The sequence below is a fragment of the Pseudonocardia halophobica genome (assembly GCF_050948485.1).
Taxonomy (GTDB): domain Bacteria; phylum Actinomycetota; class Actinomycetes; order Mycobacteriales; family Pseudonocardiaceae; genus Pseudonocardia; species Pseudonocardia halophobica.
The window spans coordinates 6,203,016-6,217,217 of record NZ_CP192046.1 but is presented as its reverse complement, the minus strand read 5'-3'; the positions used below and the strand labels follow the sequence as shown (position 1 = coordinate 6,217,217).

Here is a 14,202-nt window from a genome sequence, read left to right as displayed (position 1 = left end):
GGTGCGGCCACGCTGCGGTCATCCCCCCGCCGCAGCGTGGCCGCACGTTCCCCGCTGTGTCACATGTTTCGAGCGCCGAGAATCCGTGCCGCCGTGGACCGGTCGATTCCGCTCGTGGCGGCTCGGAGATAGAGGCCGTTGACGGCGGCGGCAATGAGTTCGGCGCGATCAGGAGCCAAACGTCGGGCCAGCTCGTCCAACGCCCGGTCCCACCGCTCCAGCTCGTCACGGAGGTCGGGTCGGCGGGCGGCGAGCAGGTAGAGGTCGTACTCGGCGATCGTGCGCTCACGGTCCTGGGCCGCGTAGACGGCGATGAGATCGGCCAGGGCGTCGAGAGACTCGATGGTGATCAAGTCGTCGACGTACCGGTCGTTGACCTCCCGAAGCGCGGCGACCAGCAGCTCGTCGACGCTCGCGAAGTAGTACAGCACCGCGCTGGGCGGCAGCTCGGCCTCCGCCGCGACCGCCCGTTGGGTCACCGCCGCCACGCCGCTCCGGCCGACGAGTCGGAGCGTGGCGTCGAGCAACGCCCGCCGCCGCACCGCACCCTTGCGGAGCCGCCCGTCGGCGATCTCAGGCGGCATGCGAGGTCCGACCCAGCTCCAACGCGAGGACCCCGGCGATGACCAGGACGATCCCGCCGACCTGCACCCAGCTGAGCGACTCGCCGAGAAAGAACGCGCCGATGAGGGCGATGAGCGCGACCCCCACGGCCGCCCACACCCCGTACGCGACGCCGATCGGCATCCCGCCGGACAGCGCCCGGGAGAGCGAGTAGAAGGCGATGCCGTAGCCCAGCACCACGATCACCGACGGCCAGAGCCTGCTGAAGCCGTCCGAGAAGCGGAGGGCGACCGTGCCGGTCACCTCGGCCACGATCGCACCGGCGAGCCAGAACCACATGCCCGCCAGATTACTTGAGCGATCGCTCCAGAAGTCAGAGGAACATCATCAGCAGGATCGCGAGCAGCGCCAGCACCGGCAGGGCTGCGGCGGCCCACACCAGCAGGTCTCGACGCCGGCTCACCTCGACGGGCTCGGACAGCTCGGTGAGGTGGTCGTCGAGCTCGACCCGGGGCTCGGGCACGCCGTACCCCGGCACCACGGGCAGGAGTTGGGTGGCGGGCTCGATGTCGGGCAGGACGAGCGGGCGGCGGGGGCTGGACACGGCATTCCTCTCTCGGCGGGACTCAGCAAGCTCATCGCCGAAGGAGGTCCGTGCGTGACACCACATCCCAAGGACTGATGACGCCGCCGTTCGTCGGAGATCAGGAGCCTTCCATCAGCACTGCGTGTCCGCCCCAATATCACACGTGCGTAACCCGGCTCTCGTATGGTCGACTTACCTCATCCGAGCGGAGGTGGTCGCGTGCCGGATCGACAACCCCAACCCCTCGTCGCCGTCCCCGAACCCGGGGAGGGGGAGACGGGGGCAGGGAGTGCCGGGGTGACGGCTCTCCCGCCGGGTTCACGGGTGCTGCTGCTCAACGCGAGCTTCGAGCCTCTCGCCGTCGTCACGGCCAAACGCGCGATCGTCCTGATGCTCTCCGGTAAAGCCGAGTGTGTGCAGGCCGCCCTGGAAGGGGCGGCCTTCCATTCGGAGAACCTGACCGTCCCCGCCCCGTCCGTCATGCGGCTCTCCCGGTACGTGCGGGTGCCCTATCGTCGCGCGGTCCCCATGACCCGGGCCGGCGTGCTGCGCCGCGACCTTCGGCGCTGTGGCTACTGCGGCAAGAAGGCCGACACGATCGACCATGTGATCCCCCGCAGCCGCGGCGGGGCGCACAGCTGGGAGAACTGCGTCGCCGCCTGCAGAGCGTGCAACTCGAAGAAGGCCGACAAGCTGATCGAGGAGATCGGTTGGAGCCTGCGGATCACGCCCAAGCCGCCGAGCCGCGCCGCCGGAGGGGTCCTGGTGCTCGCCGTCGAACCACACCCGGCCTGGGAGCCGTGGCTGGCCCAGGCCGCCTGACGTTCAAACGGCCCGCCCCCGAGCGCGGAGGCGGGCCGTTCGCGCACTGATCGGGGCGGTGGGCCGATCAGTACGACCCGCCGCAGGGCGCGGCGGGAGTCCTATGCCCCGATGTTCGCCCGCGGGTGCTCGTCCGTTAACCCTCCGTGCCGGAGATACCCAGCATTGATGAGGATGCGAGTCATGGCCGGAAGGCGGCGAGCGACGGCAGCGCGGCCCCGTTCCGGTCGAAGCCCTTGGGAGTTGGCTGTAGGGGCTGCCGTCGCCGTGGTCCCAGTCCACCGCTCCGAGGTCACGCCCAGCACGAGCCGGTTCGGTTGAGGGGAGGCCTGAACTAGACCGAACCTGAACGGGCCGCCAGTACGTAGATCTGCGTATACAGGGGGGGTGCGGTGGCAGTTGAAGAATCGGGACATGACGAGGTCCTTCTGGATTCGAGGTGGCCTGATTGCGGCCGCCTCGGCAGCGGCATTGATGATGACTGCGGGGTCGGCATCAGCCGCCGCATTCGTCGAGCACACCAACCCGACGGACAATCCCGGTGCTGCTTCTTCGAACCCGGAGACGTCCCAGGGGTCAATGTTCAGTTCGAGGCGACCTGCACCTTCGTACACGAGCCGACTGGGAACCTGCGAGTTGTCGCCCATGGACAAGTTCCATCCGGCTACACTCTGCAGCAGCCGTTCCGGGGCGCTCTGGACTGCACTATCAATGGCGTCCAGAGCACGGGAACAATCGTTGCGACGAAGAGTGGACAGGTGAACGCCACGTGCGTTGTTCCAGGAGGCGCGTAAATCTGCCGCATCAGCGTTCGAGTGGCGGATCTGATCCGGTAGCTGCCCTTCGAGCGCCGATGTGTCACCGCGGGTCGGTGGTCCGCGAGTCTCATGTCGTAGGCTTGCGGGCCACCAATCGCTCGACGATCCCGAGGGCGAAGCGTTCCCTACGTTCCACCTCGAGCCCGGCCGCGAGGACGTGATCCAGGGGACGCCGACGGAAGTGCTCGCCGCCGATCGGGATCGACACCCATTCCGTCATTCGCTGCACGAGCCGGAGGGGCGCGACCGACGACGCGACGTGGTCGGCGAGCAGAAGCCTGCCGCCGGGTCGGAGCACCCGCACCATCTCGTCGACCGCGCGCCGGTCGTCGGGAATGCCGCAGAGCGAGAAGGTGCACACGACGGTGTCGACGGACGCGTCGGGCAGGTCGAGGTGCTCGGCGTCGCCCACGCGGAGATCGGCGTCGAGGCCCAGTCTCGTGGCGCGCTCCTGCGCCGCTCGGATCATCGCAGGGCTCAGGTCGATTCCGGTCAGCCGCACGTCGGACGGGTAGTGGGGCAGGTTCAAGCCGGTACCCACACCGACCTCGAGGACGGTGCCCGCCGCCTGCCCGCAGACCCAGGCGCGACTGTCGCGGAAGAGCACCTTGTCCAGCCGCTGCATGGAGCGGTCCGTGGCGTCGACGCTCCCGTCCCAGCATCGCGCCCATCGAGCCCTCTGTTTGTCCGTGACCATCCGCCGCCCACCCCCTGCCGCGCCGCTGAATCTTCCCGTACGCGACGACGGAGTGGGCGAAGGCCGAAGCGACCAGTCACACTGGGCCGGTGGGCAGACACTCGCGGCCGGAGCTCGACCCGTCACGGGCCGACACCTTCCGGCTGCTCTTCGTCTGCACCGGAAACCTCTGCCGCTCACCGGCGGCGGAGATCATGACCCGCCACCTGCTGGTCGGGAAGCTCGGGGGCCGCGAGGCGGCGCGTTTCGACATCTGCAGTGCCGGGGTGAACGCCGTGGTGGGGGAGATGATGCACCCCGACACCCGGGACGAGCTCGCTCCCTGGGGCCTCGACGGGCCCGCCCAGGCCGGCGCCTTCCGCGCCCGCCAGTTGCGGAGTCCGATGGTCCGCAAGGCCGACCTGGTCCTGGGGCTCAGCCTGCGACACCGCAGCGCCGTCGTGGAGCGGGAGCCCGCCGGCCTGAAGAACACGTTCGCGCTGAGGGAGTTCGCGGCCCTGGCCGCCGCCGTCGACGAGACCATGCTCCCCGAGGGCGACCCGGTGAAGCGGGCGCACGAGCTGGTGGAGCAGGCCCGGATGAAGCGCGGGCTCGTGCCGCTCGATCGCGAGGAACTGTCGGTGGTCGACCCGATCGGCAAACCCCAGCAGGCGCACCACGATGCCGTCATGCTGATCACGGACGCGGTGTACCGGATCGTCGAGAAGATCGTCCCTTCGCGCTGAGCTCGTTCGGTCGCCGGATGCTGCCCGACGACCGAGCTGTTCCTCCTGCGACGCCCCCGCCCGGACCGGCGGGACTGACGGTCCGTAGCTGTCCATACGCACTTCTCGCACCCAGGACTGGGCCATCGTGGCGATGACGGCCGCGGGCCTGGCTGGGACCCTCGTCCCGTGGCCAGCGAGGACGCGTGCCGTCCCGCCCGGCCCGCCCGCCGGGACGGGTCGCGGCTGGCTCACGTCCTCACGACCGCCGGGGTCGTCATCGTTCTCGCGGGATGCGGATCGACTTCGGAGCGGGTACCGACCCTGCCGACGTTCCCGCCGAGCTACGACTGGTCGCTCGTCGCCGACGTCCGGGGTGAGGATCCCGACGCCCAGGTCTACCGGGCCCTACGGACCGGGTGCGACGCCGGACAGCAGGTGCTGGATTCGCGCTGGGACCAGCTCACCGGTCCACGCGAGGTCCTGCTCTTCACGGCCGCGATCCAGATGTGCCGCGGTGACCAGGCCGGAGCGCTCGCCAGCTACCAGGAGGCCAGCACGTACGGCTGGAACGGGCTCGGTCCCGATCGGATGTCGGCCCGCTGCGCTGTATACACGGCACTGACCGTGACGCTGAACCGCGTCATACCTGCGGCTGTCAGCTGTCCGGCAGGTCTGAGCCCGGGCTTCACGCGATCGGCCAGCGGGGTGGCGGACAATCCGTTGACTCCGGACAACGAAGCCGCTCCGCCGGTAATCCCTCCGGCTGCCCCACCCAGCTCGTCCTCGCGGTCGCCGACCACCACGGCGAACCCGCGCTCCACCACGACCAGGACGCGATCGGAGCTCCCCGTCGCGACGACTAAACCCAAGCCCACGACGGTTGCGCCCGCACCGACGACACGGCCGAAGCCGCCGCCGACGCAGCAGCCGGCCAAGCCGACCACCACCACCACGAAACCGAAGCCGCAGAGTCCCAAGCCGACGGAGATGAGCCCGAACAGCGGCATGACGACCACGAAGGACAGGACCACCACCAAGCCCGGCATGTCCGGCAACGAGATGGAGGAGACGGACTAGATCTCGCAGACCACCCGCATTCCGACACGTCCCTGCCAGCCGCTGAAGTCCGCGTCCATCCCGTCCCGGTAGGCCGACCTGCAGATCGCCGGATTGTGCGACCACGAACCTCCCCGCAGGACGCGGCTCCCGCTGTCGTCCTTCGAGACCTGCCCGTCGGCGCCCGTCCTCCGGTACTCGACGGGTCCGGCGTCGGCGCAGTGCTCCCACACGTTCCCGTGCATCTCGAACAGTCCGAACCGGTTCGGCAGGAACGTCCCCACGGGCACCGTCGCGCCGCGGAAGATCCCGAGAGGCCCCTGGTCGTAGGCTCCGCTCTCGTAGACGACCCCGCCGTACTCGATGCTCGAGACGTCGGCATCGCCGCTCCGACCCGCGACCGCGCCGCCGGTTCCGAGGTAGTTGGCCAGATCCGCTGTGACGGTGGGGCCGACGTGGAAGGGAGTGGTCGTGTGGGCGCGGCAGGCGTACTCCCACTCGACCTCCCTCGGCAGCCGGAGTACGAGTCCGGTCAGCGCCGAGAGCCGAGCACAGAACTCCGTCGCCTCCTTCCAGCTGATCGTCTCCACGGGCAGGTCGGCCCCGCTGAAGGAGGACGGGGCGGGGTCGAGCGACACCGTGACCGCTTCCCGCGCCGCGCCGACGAGCGCCGCCCACTGAGCCTGGGTGACCGCGGTGCGGCCGATCGCGAAGGAGGCGACCGTCATCTGCTGTTGTGGCCCTTCGATGGGCCGCCGGCCCGACTCGTTGTCGGGGGAGCCGATGAGGAAGCTGCCGCCGGGCACGATCGCGAACTGCATCGTCGTGTTCCCGACGGGCAGATCGAAGACGTCCGCGGTCGCGCCCTGATCGGGAAGCCTCGCGCCGGTGGCGTCGACGGAGGCGATCGAGAAGGTTTCGGTCCGGGTGGGTGGCAGCCGACGGCCGACGAGCGTGTCGAGGGCCCAGCCGCCCGCGCCCGCGACCACGAGGGCGCCTGCGCCCACGCCCACCTGCAGCAACGTACGCCGGGAGACTCGTGGACGATCGGGCACGAGATCCGGGCCGGGCTCAGGGGCGGCACCCGTGACCCGGCCGACCACGTCCGCGACGAGATGCCGGATCCGCGGGTCCGCCTCGTTGCCCTGCCACCCCTGAAGATCCGGCGTGTGGATCACGCCGAAGCCCAGCGGCGGATCGGTCCCGTCGAGACTCAGCGGCACGAGCACACCGCGCTTCATGCCGCGCGAGGCCTCGTCCCGCACCCAGGGCGCCTTCACCGAGTGGACCGACCACGCGACCATCACGCAGAGCGCCGCGTCGATCTCCTCGGCGATGACCTCGTCGAAGCGCTCGCCGGCGGCCAGGTCCGGGTCCCACCAGACCTTGAGTCCCTCCCGCTCCAGCAGCCGCACGATCGGCTCGACGCGGGCGCGGTCCTCACGCTTGTAGCTGAAGAAGATGTCGGCCATGTCCTGCCCCGTCCCCCGCGGGGCGGAGGGTATCGGTCCGACCCTCGGCGCAGGAGACGCTGCGCGTACGTACTTCTGCCACCTTGCCCGGCCGGGTCGGTGGGTCCGGGTCAGACAGGGCTGAAGACCTCAGACAGGGCTGAAGACCTCCACCCAGCTCATGCTCGTGCCGACCTGGGCTCCTCCGGCCACCATCACGCGGCCGTCGGCGAGGAGCGTGGCAGCGGGGAACACCCGCGGATGGTGCATGTCGTTGGTCCGGGTCCACGTCCCGGCCACGTGGTCGTAGAGCTCGGCGCAGAAGAGCGAACCCCAGTCGTCGCGTCCGCCGGCCACGAGGACGCGGCCGTCGAGCAGGGGAACCATCGCGAATCCCGCGTCACGGCCGAACAGGAGGTTCCCGGTCACCTGCCAGGTGCCGCCGTCGTAGACCTCGGCGCTGCTGAGCACCTCGCCCTGCGGCCCCGAGCCGCCGGCGACGAGGACGTTTCCGTCGGGCAGGAGCGCGGCAGCGGGACAGCAGACCTCGTCGCTCTGGCGGACGGTGGTCATCGCCCCGGTCGGCTCCCAACCCGGGCCGCCGGGGACGTAGCGCTCGGCGCTCGTCACACCGGCGCTCCCGTCGTTCCCGCCGGCGACCACGACCCGCTCGTCGAGCAGCCGGACCGCGAGATGGCCCGTGCGGGCGGTCGCCATCGGCGGTACAGCCGTCCACTGCCCGGTCGAGGGGCGGTAGAGCTCCGCGCTCGCCACCACGCTCGGCCCGGCGGAGGTCGCGGTCGTGCCGCCGGCGACGAGGACGTCCCCGTCGGCGAGCAGGACGGCGCTGTGCCCGGCGCGGGCGGTGGACATCGCCGGCGTGGAGGTCCACGTCCCGTTCCCCGGGTTGAGCAGTTCCGCACTGGCCAGCGGCGTCTGCCCGGCGCCGTACCCGCCTACCCGCAGGACGCGCCCGTCGGGGAGCGTGGTGAGCGTGAAGCCGGACCCGCGCGCTCCGACCGGGTTCGCGGGGGTCCAGGTACCCGTCGCGGGGTGGAAGATCTCGGCGGAGGTCAGGTCCTGCGGGTTGTGACCGCCCACGACGAGCACCCGGCCGTCCCGCAGACGGACGGCGGTGGCCCGTTCGCGGTCGGTGGTCATCCGCGTGATCCGGGCCCACCGGTTGCCGGGGGCCGGCGCGCGCGGGGTGACGGGCACGGACGGCGCGGAGGCCGGACCGGTACCGGTGCTATTCCGGGCGGCCACGGTGAACGAGTACGGCTGCCCGTTGACCAGCGACGTCGCCCACGCCCACGTCTCGGGGCCCCCGTGGAACACCTGCCCGTCCGACGCGGTGACGACGTGGCCCGTGACCGCCCCCGCGCCGTCCGTCCAGGTCACCCGGGCGAACCCGTCGCCGGCGATCGCGCGCACTCCGGTCGGGGCCGCGGGAACGGCCGCCAGGGCGGCCGTGCTCGCGCCCTCCGGAACGGTGCGGTCCACCGTTCCTCCTGCTGTCGAGCAGGGCCCGTCGCTCATGCGAACCTCGTACTGCGGGCGGGTCATCATCCGTTCGACCTCGGCCAGCCCTCGCCGTTCGATCTCCCCGAGCTGGCTCTCCGACGCCGCGACCACGAGGTGGTCGGGGTGCCGTTCCCACACGTCCAGGCCGAGCGGGACCCTGAGCAGCTCGTCGACGCTCCTCCCCGGAGGTGGCATCAGGCGTGCGACCCAGGTCTCGCCGCCGCCGGTCACCGCTCCGGCTTCTTCAGCACATGGCTGATGAAGGCGTGCGCCGCGGGACGGTTCTCTTCCCAGCACGGCTGGATCTGGCTCGCCGGGAGGATGAACCCACCGGCCATCGCCGACCCCGGGCGCAGCTCGACGGTGAAGGAAGGCGCGTCGTACTCGCCGTAGGTCCAGTCGGTGGTGTCGCCCGCGGTCGGGTACAGCGCGGAGGACGGCTGCGCCGTGTACGCCTGGCCGTGCACGTTGCCGATCAGCTGCTCCATGTCGTAGGCCAGGTCGCGCATCTCGCGGCGATCCGTCTCGTCGAGGATCGGATCGTCCGTGTAGCCCCACGGATACAGAATGAGCTGGGAATAGCTGTGGTAGGTCAGAACACCTCCGAACAACTGGCGAGCGACGAGATCGCGGACGGCGCGCGACTCGGGCTCCGAGAACGCCCGAGGGCCCACGTACGTCTCGTCTGCGGGAGTGTGGCTGGACGTGTCGACGTCGAGAGTGCCCCACATGTATCCGTAGTTGCGGTTCAGGTCGACGCCTGTCGTGCCGTCCCGGTTGCGACGCCGGTTCTTGCGCCACAACCGGTTCCCGGGGGTGCGCGTGAACTCGTGACCGTCCGGGTTCACCATCGGCGCGACCCAGACCTCCCCTTGCTGCAGCCACTCGCGGACGGGGTTCTCCGACGCGTGCGCGAGCAGGTCCTCGGCCAGGAGGAAAGGCACCTCGACCGAGATCCATTCGCGGGCGTGGTGACAGCCGAGGAACGCCACTTTGCGCGAACTCCCACGCCGCTCCCCGATTCGAAGGGCGAGGACGGGTCGTCCTTCGACACTGCGGCCGATCTCGTGCAGCTCGGCGATCTCAGGATTGTCGTCGGCGAGTCGACGAAGGTCCTGTTCCAGGCTCTCCGCGGAGTGGTAGCCGGTGGCGGCCGATTCGGTCGCGAAGTCGGCCAGATAGGACTCGCTCAGCTGGAGCTGTTCGACGCCGTAGCCCATCTCCTCGAGCCGCGAGACCTGCGCCTCACCGGCTTGCAGCACTGCGTGGTCAGGATGCACCTCCCACAGGTCCAGGCCGAGCGGAAGGGTGATGAGACGGGAGAGCGGCGCCCGGGCACTCGTGGGCGTCACCCTCACGATCACACTCGCCATGGTTCCTCCTGAGATCGCGGGGACGGTCCGCCCGGCCCCGACCTCCTGTCGCACCCGTCACGGGTAGACGGAGCCCGGTGCCGGGAGGATGACGATGAGACCCACGACCGCGTTCGTCACGTACGTACATCTACGCACTCGGTGTACGGATCTCGTCACTGCGCCGGTCTCCCGGATGACGCTACGCACAAGTGCGTATCGACGCCCGAACACGGAGGGCCTTCACTCGCTCACCGACGAGATCTGCCGGACCACGCCCTGCCGATCGACCAGGGGCGGATGCACACCAGGTACCCGGCCTCGAGTCGTCGTGCCCGACGGCTGCTCCACGCCCGTTCGGGACTCACCAGGACGCCACGCACCAGGGGGATGCAGTGACCACAGAGAAGTTCGAACCAAGGCTGCTCACTCACATTCAGGACGAGCGGCGCCGGGCACGCGGGCGAGGGGTGAGCGCCGCGGAGGTCGACGACGCCCCGCTCCGCGTCACCATCTCCCACCAGGAGACGATTCTCGCGAGCGAGGACGCCGCGGCGGACCGCAGCACCGCTCTCACCGATCTCAGGAGCGAGACGCGCCGGAGCCAGGAGGACCTGGTCCGGCACATCCGGACCGTTGCTCCGGGCGCCACGCCCAAACAGCACACGCTCACGAACGCCGTGACCGTCGAACTCACGCCTGCACAGCTGGAGGAGATCTCCGACGACGACGAGGTCGCGCTGGTCCGTCTCGAGCGGCTGGACAAGGTGACGGCCATGCGCGAGAGCGTCGAGGTGATGCAGGTCCGGGAAGCATGGGACGAACTCGGCGCGAGCGGCCGCGGGGTGCGGGTCGCCGTGCTCGACAGCGGCGTGGACAGCACGCATCCCGCTCTGGCCGGGCGGGTCGTCGACGAGGTCGACATGACCGGCGAGTCCGTCGCCGTTCCCGGTGATCACGGGACACACGTTGCGGGGACGATCGCGAGCAACGATGCGGTCTTCCGTGGCGTGGCGTTCAACGCGGACATCATCAACATCAAGGTGCTCACGTCGGCCGGCTTCGGTGAGCCCCAGTTCGTGATCGACGGCCTCGAGCAGGCCGTCCGCCGGGACGCCGACGTGGCGAACCTCAGCCTCGGCTGGAGCGAGCCCTTCCACAACTGGGTCTGCAACGACGCCGACTGCATTCTCTGCGTGGCCGCCGACAACGCGATACGGCTCGGGGTCACGGTCGTGGTCGCCGCCGGGAACGAGGGGACCGCGGCGGCGCCGGGTCAGTTCAACATTCGCCATCCCGGCGCCGCCCGACGCGTGGTCACCGTGGGTGCCGTCGACAAGGGCAAGCAGCTCGCGCCCTTCTCGAGCATCGGTCCCGGCAGCGGACGGCTCTCGCCCGGCTCGCCGATCCGGATCACCAAACCGGACGTGGCGGGGCCCGGCGTGGACATCCAGTCGACCGTTCCCGGCGGTGGCTTCGCCTCGCTCAGTGGCACGTCCATGGCGTCGCCGCACGTCGCCGGTCTCGCAGCGTTGATCCTCGAGCAGAACGCCGGCGCCAAGCCGGCCGTGGTCAAGAAGCTCCTCGAGGACACGTGTGAGCGGCTGCAGCTGGCTCCGGACCAGGTCGGATACGGGCTCGTCAACGCGATGGGCGCCTTGATCCGCACCCTGCCCGTGAAGCCCTGACACGCCCTACCCTGGCCCCTCGGGTGGTGCGAGACACCCGGCCGTCACCCGAGGGGCGAGGGAGGTACCCCACATGACCAGCGACGACGCCACCGTCGATCCGGGTGTCTGGCAGGCCTTCGAGAGCCGGGCCACGCAAGGGCCGGAGGAAGCCCGGGTGGCTGTGCTCGTCCAACTCGTCCCACCGGCTCGGGTAGCGGAGCGTTCCGGCGACCCCAGCGCACGGCTGACCACGCTGGAGCGGGAGACGGAAGAGTTGCAGCGGGACCTGCTGGGACACCTGGACCGCCTGGGCGTGACGAGTCCGCCGCGGACGCTGACCCTCGCCAATGCGGTGGCCGTGGAGCTCACCGCGGAGCAGATCCGCAGCGTGGCACAGCGGCCCGACGTGCGTCGGATCGTGCCTGCGGAGCCGAAGCACGTGGCCACCTGAGCGTTGTCCATCGGCGGCGGTGCGAACGACATCTTCATCGAGGGGACGGGCGACGAGGAGCTCGAGGAGACACCCGGTGCCACGCAGCTCGCCGAACAGTGCGCGGGCCTCCTCCAGGCCGGCCAGGCCTGACCACGCTCTACCACCTGGCCCGGGTCGTGACCAGGCGGGGCCGGCTCGACGACGCCGCGGCGCGGTTCGCCCGGCTCTCCCCGCACGCCGCCCGGGTGCTCGGCGACGAGGACCGGCTGGTGCTCGAGGTCCGGCACGGTGCCGCGGTCGTCGAGGCGTTGCGGGGACGGCTGGCCGCGGCCGAGGCGGCGCTGGAGGAGATCCACGCCGTGCGCGACCGGGTCTACGGCTCGGCCGACCCCGACACCCTCGCGACGCGGGACAGCTCACCTGGGTCGTGGGGACGTCGGGGCGGGTGGTCGTCGCCCTCGCCGAGTCGGCCCGGGTCCTCGAGGACACCGGCCGCGCGCTCGGCGAGCGTCGTCCGCACGCCCTCGCCGCCCTCTACCGACGGATCTGGCTGCTCGGGCTCGCCGGTCGCCGGGTGGAGGCGTTCGCCCTGCTGTCGCGGTTCGGGTCGCTGGTCGAGGAGGTCGGAGCCGGGACGGAGCAGCTGCGACTCGCCTCCCTGACGGCCTGGTTGCTGCGGCTCGACGGAAGGCTCGACGAGTCCGAGCAGTCGTCGTTGACCGCCGTGGAGCTGCACACCGAGGTCATCGGGGCGCACGAGGTGGACACCATGCGCAGCCTCGACGCGCTGGGGCTCGTGTACTTCGCGCAGCACCGGGTGGACGCCGCCGGGTGGACGCCGCCGAGACGATCTTCCGGGAAGTCCTCGACCGCCGGATCCGGGAGCTCGGCGACGACCATCTCGACACCCTCGTCGCCCGGGAGCACCTCGCCCGGGTCCTCGTCCGCCGCGGAGAGGCGAGTCGGCCGCCGAGGAGCTGGCGCGGGTCCGGGTCGGGGTACGGGGAGTGGACCCGGAACACCCGCTCGTGAGGAGATTGCCGCAGGTCGGGTGGGGACGGTGAGGCAGCACCTGGGCCGTCGCCAAGGTCAGCGCCCCTGCCATGCAACGCCCTGGTCCGAGGCGGCGGACCGCGGGTGCGAGGCTGGAGCCGGACACGCGCGGTCCACCGGCTTACCGACGGGTCGGCTCTTCTACACGATCAAACACTGCCGAGGTAGGAGAACGTGATGATCACTCCCAGAACCAGGAGGATGATCCCCCAGGTCTTGGCCAGCCCCGCGTTCTTCGCCGCGGCACCCAGGTCCCCCGATTTCAGGTTCTGGTTGACCTGCGCCGAGAAGTAGACGGCGACGAGGCCGATCGGGAACGCGAGGACCGCCGCCGGAACCGTCAGCCCCCACAACGGCGACGGCCTCTGGGCGGGGACCGCCGGCCAACGCGCCTGGCCGCGGTTCATCGGCGGGTGCACAGCCCCGAGATTCGGGTTCACGGGTCCGAGCGGGGGCGGTGCCGTCGGTGGCGGGAACTGCGGCGGCGGGAAGTGTGGGCCGGGCCGACCCTGTGCGGCGTTCTCCTGGTCATGGTTCATCGTCGGTCCCTTTCCTCGATGAGTTGGTGGAAGGCTCAGAGCGGGTCGTCCACGGTCACGCCGTGGTCGGACGCCCACAGGGTCCAGTCCTCGTCGAACCAACGCCATTGGTGACGACGGCTGGGGTCCGGGTACCAGCCGGGAGGGGGCGTCTCCCGGCGGTGATCCGTGGCTCTCTCCCGATGCGGCAGCGTCTGCTTCTCGACGCCGGCGGGTGCGAGAGGAGTGCCGTCCTCCGGTGTCGGGCGCCCGGTTGCCGCCGGAACATCGTGTGCGGCGAGGACGCCTTCGATCTCCTGGTCCGCGCGGACCACCATCCACGGCTTGCCGCGCATCTCCCGCAGCATCCGGAGGATGTCGTTGCGCACCGCATCCTCGTGCTCGTCGGCGAGGGCCCGACGCAGGTCGTCGATGATCCGCATTTGTTCGGCCGGCGCGAGCTCCCCGACGTCGATCTTCTGGCTGAGCGCCAACAGATAGGCGTACGGGATGGGCGGAGGAGGGGGCAAGGGTTCGGGGAGGGGCAATACCCTCGCCCTGGCCTGATGGATCGCCGCGAGCACCGCGAACCCGGACGTGGCGTCGTCGGGCCGGTACTGCACGACCTGCAGGTCGGCCAGGGGCATGGCACGCATCGACGAGACAGGACCGACCTGGACCGGCACGACGGGGCGTCGGAGGGCTCTGGCGTACCCAAGTTCCGCGCGACACGGCTTCGAGCGGTGCAGAGAGACGTCCGACAAGGCGAAGACGAAGACCGAACACGCGCGGATGCGCTCGAGGATCACGCTCCACCAGCTGTCCCCGCCGTGCAGCTCGTGGTCGCGCCAGACGTCCGCCCCACCGGCCTCGAGACCGCGGCTGAGCGCCTTGACCATGTCCTCGTCCAGCCGCGAATAGCTGATGAAGAGCTCCACCCCGCACCTCCGA

Annotated in this window: 16 protein-coding genes; 7 read left to right on the top strand and 9 right to left on the bottom strand. The window is 70.5% G+C overall.

Annotated elements, in window-relative coordinates:
- Positions 1-59: 59 nt before the first annotated feature.
- From ACQP04_RS29680 to ACQP04_RS29670, 3 genes are read right to left on the bottom strand one after another with little or no spacing between them, the layout of a single operon-like run.
- Positions 60-584, bottom strand: coding sequence for a TetR/AcrR family transcriptional regulator (locus ACQP04_RS29680; RefSeq protein WP_433503830.1), 525 nt, complete (start codon positions 582-584; stop codon positions 60-62).
- Positions 574-903: a DMT family transporter gene (locus tag ACQP04_RS29675; RefSeq protein ID WP_433503829.1), complete on the bottom strand. Its 330-nt coding sequence runs from the start codon at positions 901-903 to the stop codon at positions 574-576. Before ACQP04_RS29675 ends, ACQP04_RS29680 begins: the two co-directional genes overlap by 11 nt.
- A 34-nt stretch (positions 904-937) precedes the next feature.
- Complete coding sequence (locus tag ACQP04_RS29670; protein ID WP_433503828.1) at positions 938-1,168, bottom strand: hypothetical protein; 231 nt, start codon at positions 1,166-1,168, stop codon at positions 938-940.
- 306 nt (positions 1,169-1,474) lie between these two features.
- Between ACQP04_RS29670 and ACQP04_RS29665 the strand changes: the two genes are divergently transcribed.
- Entirely contained in the window at positions 1,475-1,972 is a 498-nt protein-coding gene (locus tag ACQP04_RS29665; protein WP_433503827.1) for an HNH endonuclease, read from the top strand.
- Between the two features lie 885 nt (positions 1,973-2,857).
- On the opposite strand, the gene ACQP04_RS29660 is transcribed toward ACQP04_RS29665, so the two are convergent.
- Positions 2,858-3,415: a class I SAM-dependent methyltransferase gene (locus tag ACQP04_RS29660; RefSeq protein WP_433503826.1), complete on the bottom strand. Its 558-nt coding sequence runs from the start codon at positions 3,413-3,415 to the stop codon at positions 2,858-2,860.
- A gap of 161 nt (positions 3,416-3,576) precedes the next feature.
- Between ACQP04_RS29660 and ACQP04_RS29655 the strand changes: the two genes are divergently transcribed.
- Positions 3,577-4,212 carry a hypothetical protein gene (locus ACQP04_RS29655; protein ID WP_433503825.1) on the top strand — a complete coding sequence of 212 codons (636 nt, stop codon included), beginning with the start codon at positions 3,577-3,579 and terminating at the stop codon, positions 4,210-4,212.
- 168 nt (positions 4,213-4,380) lie between these two features.
- Positions 4,381-5,271, top strand: a complete 891-nt coding sequence (locus ACQP04_RS29650; RefSeq protein WP_433503824.1) for a hypothetical protein — start codon at positions 4,381-4,383, stop codon at positions 5,269-5,271.
- On the opposite strand, the gene ACQP04_RS29645 is transcribed toward ACQP04_RS29650, so the two are convergent.
- From ACQP04_RS29645 to ACQP04_RS29635, 3 genes are all read right to left on the bottom strand, one after another.
- Positions 5,268-6,722, bottom strand: a complete 1,455-nt coding sequence (locus ACQP04_RS29645; protein ID WP_433503823.1) for an SUMF1/EgtB/PvdO family nonheme iron enzyme — start codon at positions 6,720-6,722, stop codon at positions 5,268-5,270. The genes ACQP04_RS29650 and ACQP04_RS29645 overlap by 4 nt on opposite strands.
- Positions 6,723-6,851: 129 nt before the next feature.
- Positions 6,852-8,456 carry a kelch repeat-containing protein gene (locus tag ACQP04_RS29640; RefSeq protein WP_433503822.1) on the bottom strand — a complete coding sequence of 535 codons (1,605 nt, stop codon included), beginning with the start codon at positions 8,454-8,456 and terminating at the stop codon, positions 6,852-6,854.
- The gene (locus ACQP04_RS29635) at positions 8,453-9,598 is read right to left on the bottom strand and encodes a M14 family metallopeptidase (RefSeq protein WP_433503821.1); all 1,146 of its coding nucleotides are present in this window, start codon (positions 9,596-9,598) and stop codon (positions 8,453-8,455) included. Before ACQP04_RS29635 ends, ACQP04_RS29640 begins: the two co-directional genes overlap by 4 nt.
- A 449-nt stretch (positions 9,599-10,047) precedes the next feature.
- Between ACQP04_RS29635 and ACQP04_RS29630 the strand changes: the two genes are divergently transcribed.
- The 4 genes from ACQP04_RS29630 (at position 10,048) to ACQP04_RS29615 (ending at position 12,712) form a co-directional block, all read left to right on the top strand.
- Positions 10,048-11,265 carry a S8 family peptidase gene (locus tag ACQP04_RS29630; protein ID WP_433503820.1) on the top strand — a complete coding sequence of 406 codons (1,218 nt, stop codon included), beginning with the start codon at positions 10,048-10,050 and terminating at the stop codon, positions 11,263-11,265.
- Between the two features lie 73 nt (positions 11,266-11,338).
- Positions 11,339-11,698 carry a hypothetical protein gene (locus ACQP04_RS29625; RefSeq protein WP_433503819.1) on the top strand — a complete coding sequence of 120 codons (360 nt, stop codon included), beginning with the start codon at positions 11,339-11,341 and terminating at the stop codon, positions 11,696-11,698.
- Positions 11,699-11,796: 98 nt separating this feature from the next.
- Positions 11,797-12,342, top strand: a complete 546-nt coding sequence (locus ACQP04_RS29620; RefSeq protein ID WP_433503818.1) for a tetratricopeptide repeat protein — start codon at positions 11,797-11,799, stop codon at positions 12,340-12,342.
- A gap of 169 nt (positions 12,343-12,511) precedes the next feature.
- The gene (locus ACQP04_RS29615; protein ID WP_433503817.1) at positions 12,512-12,712 is read left to right on the top strand and encodes a tetratricopeptide repeat protein; all 201 of its coding nucleotides are present in this window, start codon (positions 12,512-12,514) and stop codon (positions 12,710-12,712) included.
- Positions 12,713-12,882: 170 nt separating this feature from the next.
- Here ACQP04_RS29615 and ACQP04_RS29610 read toward each other — a convergent pair whose 3' ends face one another.
- Positions 12,883-13,173 carry a CD225/dispanin family protein gene (locus tag ACQP04_RS29610; RefSeq protein WP_433503816.1) on the bottom strand — a complete coding sequence of 97 codons (291 nt, stop codon included), beginning with the start codon at positions 13,171-13,173 and terminating at the stop codon, positions 12,883-12,885.
- 134 nt (positions 13,174-13,307) lie between these two features.
- Positions 13,308-14,189: a toll/interleukin-1 receptor domain-containing protein gene (locus ACQP04_RS29605; RefSeq protein ID WP_433503815.1), complete on the bottom strand. Its 882-nt coding sequence runs from the start codon at positions 14,187-14,189 to the stop codon at positions 13,308-13,310.
- Between the last annotated feature and the right edge of the window lie 13 nt (positions 14,190-14,202).